Source organism: Chryseobacterium sp. UF-81 (genome assembly GCF_058245105.1).
The window spans coordinates 1-5,779 of record NZ_JBSIBX010000022.1 but is presented as its reverse complement, the minus strand read 5'-3'; the positions used below and the strand labels follow the sequence as shown (position 1 = coordinate 5,779).

Genomic DNA, 5,779 nt, shown 5'->3' with positions numbered 1-5,779 from the left:
TGATGATTGGTCACTTGACTACAAGGTCTTGCCCTCATTACTCATTACCCATTACCCATTACTCATCATATAGGTATATAACAAAAAAGTCTCATACAAACTCTGTTGTATGAGACTTTTAATAAAAACTGGCGGCGGCCTACTCTCCCGCTTGTCGCAGTACCATCGGCGCTGGTGGGCTTAACTTCTGTGTTCGGAATGGGAACAGGTGAGCCCCACCGCTAAAACCACCCTAAAGAAGGTATATAGCTGTAGGCAGTAGGCTATAAGCTTAAGGCTTACAGCGTAAAGCATACTGCTTTTTAATCGATAAAAACTTTCACAAAGACAAAACCTTGACTGCGCATAAAAGAACTTGTTGTATGAATATTAAATTATTAAATATTTTAATCTTTAAATATTCTATTATAGCAACCATAGGCTATAAATCTACGGGTAATTAGTACTACTCGGCTATGACATTACTGCCTTTACACCTGTAGCCTATCAACGTCGTCATCTCCAACGACCCTTAAAAGATGTCTCATCTTGAGGCGAGTTTCGCACTTATATGCTTTCAGTGCTTATCTCTTCCAAACGTAGCTACTCAGCGGTGCACCTGGCGGTACAACTGATACACCAGAGGTTTGTTCAATTCGGTCCTCTCGTACTAGAATCAAGCCCTCTCAAACATCTAACGCCCGCAATAGATAGAGACCGAACTGTCTCACGACGTTCTGAACCCAGCTCGCGTGCCACTTTAATGGGCGAACAGCCCAACCCTTGGGACCTTCTCCAGCCCCAGGATGTGACGAGCCGACATCGAGGTGCCGAACCTCCCCGTCGATGTGAGCTCTTGGGGGAGACTAGCCTGTTATCCCCGGAGTACCTTTTATCCTATGAGCGATGGCCCTTCCATACGGAACCACCGGATCACTATGTCCTGCTTTCGCACCTGATCGACTTGTTGGTCTCACAGTCAAGCACCCTTATGCCATTACACTCTACGCACGGTTACCAAGCGTGCTGAGGGTACCTTTGAAAGCCTCCGTTACTCTTTTGGAGGCGACCACCCCAGTCAAACTACCCACCACGCAATGTCCTTCTAAAAGAAGTTAGGCTCCAAGTAAGTAAAGGGTGGTATTTCAACGTTGGCTCCACGAACACTAGCGTGCCCGCTTCAAAGCCTCCCACCTATCCTACACATTACTTACTCAAAGTCAATACGAAGTTATAGTAAAGGTTCACAGGGTCTTTTCGTCCCATTGCGGGTAATCGGCATCTTCACCGATACTACAATTTCACCGAGCTCGTGGCTGAGACAGTGCCCAGATCGTTACACCATTCGTGCAGGTCGGAACTTACCCGACAAGGAATTTCGCTACCTTAGGACCGTTATAGTTACGGCCGCCGTTTACTGGGGCTTCAGTCAAACGCTTCGCTTACGCTAACGCCCTTCCTTAACCTTCCAGCACCGGGCAGGTGTCAGACCCTATACAGCATCTTTCGATTTAGCAGAGTCCTGTGTTTTTGATAAACAGTCGCCTGGGCCTCTTCACTGCGGCCACCATTGCTGATGGCGTCTCTTCTTCCGAAGTTACGAGACTATTTTGCCTAGTTCCTTAGCCACGACTCACTCGAGCACCTTAGGATTCTCTCCTCGACTACCTGTGTCGGTTTTGGTACGGGTTGCTTCACTTCGGCTTTTCTTGGAAGCACTTTCCCTGCAGCAGCTTCGCCCGAAGGCTAGGCCTTGACTATTCCGTCAGTCTCCAGCAGGTACGGCACTCCGTCCCCTTTTTAGTGTGAGCAAGTATGGGAATATTAACCCATTGTCCATCCACTACCCCTTTCGGGTTCGCGTTAGGTCCCGACTAACCCTCAGCTGATTAGCATGGCTGAGGAAACCTTAGTCTTTCGGTGAGGGGGTTTCTCGCCCCCTTTATCGTTACTTATGCCTACATTTTCTTTTCTGTCCGCTCCACAATACCTCACGATACTGCTTCGGCGCAAACAGAATGCTCTCCTACCAGATATACCCAGAAGGTATAAATCCATAGCTTCGGTAATATGTTTATGCCCGATTATTATCCATGCCGGACCGCTCGACTAGTGAGCTGTTACGCACTCTTTAAATGAATGGCTGCTTCCAAGCCAACATCCTAGCTGTCAATGCAGTCCAACCGCGTTGCTTCAACTTAACATATATTTGGGGACCTTAGCTGTTGGTCTGGGTTCTTTCCCTCTCGGACATGGACCTTAGCACCCATGCCCTCACTGCCGACGAACATTTATTAGCATTCGGAGTTTGTCAGGAATTGGTAGGTGGTGAAACCCCCGCATCCAATCAGTAGCTCTACCTCTAATAAACTTAACATCGACGCTGCACCTAAATGCATTTCGGAGAGTACGAGCTATCTCCCAGTTTGATTGGCCTTTCACCCCTACCCACAGGTCATCCGAAGACTTTTCAACGTCAACCGGTTCGGTCCTCCACTCTGTGTTACCAGAGCTTCAACCTGCCCATGGGTAGATCACAAGGTTTCGCGTCTAATCCTACTAACTAAGCGCCCTATTCAGACTCGCTTTCGCTCCGGCTCCGGACCTGAAGTCCTTAACCTCGCTAGTAAAATTAACTCGTAGGCTCATTATGCAAAAGGCACGCCGTCACCCAACTTGTGGGCTCCGACCGCTTGTAGGCGTACGGTTTCAGGTTCTATTTCACCCTTCTATTCGAAGTGCTTTTCACCTTTCCTTCACAGTACTTGTTCACTATCGGTCTTTCAGGAGTATTTAGCCTTGGAGGATGGTCCCCCCATATTCAGACAGGATTTCACGTGTCCCGCCCTACTCATTTATCATCTATGTATACCTTTCGAATACCGGGCTATCACCGTCTATGGCTGTTCTTTCCAGAACATTCTTCTAAATATATAAAGACTTTTGGGCTAATCCGCTTTCGCTCGCCGCTACTTACGGAATCTCTTCGATTTCTTTTCCTCCGGGTACTTAGATGTTTCAGTTCTCCGGGTTTGCTCTCTAAATAAATTTAGAGTAATACATCTTCAATGTATTGGGTTGCCCCATTCGGACATCTGCGGATCAATTCGTGTGTGCCGATCCCCGCAGCTTTTCGCAGCTTACCGCGTCCTTCTTCGCCTCTGAAAGCCTAGGCATCCGCCATACGCCCTTAACGATTTCTTTCCTATTTTTGGTTACTCAAGCGCTCTTATGCGCTCGGTTTTCTCTTTGTGATGTCTTTACCGTTAATGTCAATGATCTTAATGTCTTTCTTTCAGCCTGATGAACAGATGTTGTTTTTGGCTCCATCCGTAACTTTTAAATCAAGCTTCCAAAACTGTGGAGAATAAGGGAGTCGAACCCTTGACCTCCTGCGTGCAAGGCAGGCGCTCTAGCCAGCTGAGCTAATTCCCCCTCTAGGTGCTGTACGCTTTAGGCTAGAAGCTTCAGGCTAAATGCCTACTGCTTGAAGCTTAATGCTTACCGCCTTAATTAGTAGTCTCGGGCAGGCTCGAACTGCCGACCTCTACATTATCAGTGTAGCGCTCTAACCAGCTGAGCTACGAGACTTCATTTAGATTTGAGATTTTTAGATCTGAGACCCGAGACTTTAATTCATCTCCTATCTCTTGTCTATACATCTCTTGTCTCTCGTTCCCTGATACTAATTTCTAGTGGGTTTTGTATTTTTATATATATAGCAACCAAATAAAAAACTAAAGCTTTACTTTAAGCAGAATCAATAGTACCGAAGTACCTAATTTTGTTTATCGTCTTTAAGACGCTCTAAAATGAGATGTTCCAGCCGCACCTTCCGGTACGGCTACCTTGTTACGACTTAGCCCTAGTTACCTGTTTTACCCTAGGCAGCTCCTGTTACGGTCACCGACTTCAGGTACCCCAGACTTCCATGGCTTGACGGGCGGTGTGTACAAGGCCCGGGAACGTATTCACCGCGCCATGGCTGATGCGCGATTACTAGCGATTCCAGCTTCATAGAGTCGAGTTGCAGACTCCAATCCGAACTGAGACCGGCTTTCGAGATTTGCATCACATCGCTGTGTAGCTGCCCTCTGTACCGGCCATTGTATTACGTGTGTGGCCCAAGGCGTAAGGGCCGTGATGATTTGACGTCATCCCCACCTTCCTCTCTACTTGCGTAGGCAGTCTCACTAGAGTCCCCAACTGAATGATGGCAACTAGTGACAGGGGTTGCGCTCGTTGCAGGACTTAACCTAACACCTCACGGCACGAGCTGACGACAACCATGCAGCACCTTGAAAATTGTCCGAAGAAAAGCCTATTTCTAAGCCTGTCAATTCCCATTTAAGCCTTGGTAAGGTTCCTCGCGTATCATCGAATTAAACCACATAATCCACCGCTTGTGCGGGCCCCCGTCAATTCCTTTGAGTTTCATTCTTGCGAACGTACTCCCCAGGTGGCTAACTTATCACTTTCGCTTAGTCTCTGAACCCGAAAGCCCAAAAACGAGTTAGCATCGTTTACGGCGTGGACTACCAGGGTATCTAATCCTGTTCGCTCCCCACGCTTTCGTCCATCAGCGTCAGTTGTTGCTTAGTAACCTGCCTTCGCAATTGGTGTTCTAAGTAATATCTATGCATTTCACCGCTACACTACTTATTCCAGCTACTTCAACAACACTCAAGACCCGCAGTATCAATGGCAGTTTCACAGTTAAGCTGTGAGATTTCACCACTGACTTACGAGTCCGCCTACGGACCCTTTAAACCCAATAAATCCGGATAACGCTTGCACCCTCCGTATTACCGCGGCTGCTGGCACGGAGTTAGCCGGTGCTTATTCGTACAGTACCTTCAGCTTCCCACACGTGGAAAGGTTTATCCCTGTACAAAAGAAGTTTACAACCCATAGGGCCGTCGTCCTTCACGCGGGATGGCTGGATCAGGCTCTCACCCATTGTCCAATATTCCTCACTGCTGCCTCCCGTAGGAGTCTGGTCCGTGTCTCAGTACCAGTGTGGGGGATCACCCTCTCAGGCCCCCTAAGGATCGTTGACTTGGTAGGCCGTTACCCTACCAACTATCTAATCCTGCGCGTGCCCATCTCTATCCACCGGAGTTTTCAATTTAAAATGATGCCATTCTAAATATTATGGGGCATTAATCTTCCTTTCGAAAGGCTATTCCCCTGATAAAGGCAGGTTGCACACGTGTTCCGCACCCGTGCGCCGCTCTCAAGATTCCGAAGAATCTCTACCGCTCGGCTTGCATGTGTTAGGCCTCCCGCTAGCGTTCATCCTGAGCCAGGATCAAACTCTCCATTGTATGTTTTTCCTGACCCACTCAAAGTTTTTTTACGCTTTAGTTTTTTCCTTACTTGGTTGTATATTGTATGTCAATGATCTTTTTTCTTTCCGCAATATATAAAGAATCTTTTCTGTCGTTTTGTTCCTTATTTGCGGTTGCAAAAGTAATTATTTATTTCTAACCGACCAAATGTTTTAAAGGAAAATTTAAAGTTTTTTTAGTAACCTTAACTCCCTTCAACACTCCAATCTTTACTCACTCCTGCGCTCCGTTTAACCGGACTGCAAAGATACAAAAAAAATTAAATCTCACAACTTTTATTTCTAAAATATTGCTACCTCTTTTCTCCCCCCTATATCCGTAAGCTTTTCTTAAATATTTATGCTTATCTAAAAGCTCTTCTGCGCTACTTCTAAACTCTCGTTTTTCAGTGGGGCAAAGATAACAACTTAATAACACGCAAAACAAATCTATTTAACATAAAATTCATA

General features: G+C 46.6%; 2 tRNA genes and 3 rRNA genes. All 5 read right to left on the bottom strand.

Annotation, left to right across the window (positions count from 1 at the left end):
• Window positions 1–126 precede the first annotated feature (126 nt).
• Window positions 127–235, bottom strand: a 5S ribosomal RNA gene (gene rrf / locus AC4IFE_RS19970).
• A gap of 184 nt (window positions 236–419) precedes the next feature.
• A 23S ribosomal RNA gene (locus AC4IFE_RS19965) occupies window positions 420–3,183 on the bottom strand.
• A gap of 157 nt (window positions 3,184–3,340) precedes the next feature.
• Window positions 3,341–3,414: transfer RNA gene (locus AC4IFE_RS19960), tRNA-Ala, on the bottom strand.
• Between the two features lie 82 nt (window positions 3,415–3,496).
• Window positions 3,497–3,570 (bottom strand) — tRNA-Ile (locus AC4IFE_RS19955).
• Window positions 3,571–3,789: 219 nt separating this feature from the next.
• A 16S ribosomal RNA gene (locus AC4IFE_RS19950) occupies window positions 3,790–5,306 on the bottom strand.
• The 16S, 23S and 5S rRNA genes sit together here with 2 tRNA genes alongside, the layout of an rRNA operon.
• Between the last annotated feature and the right edge of the window lie 473 nt (window positions 5,307–5,779).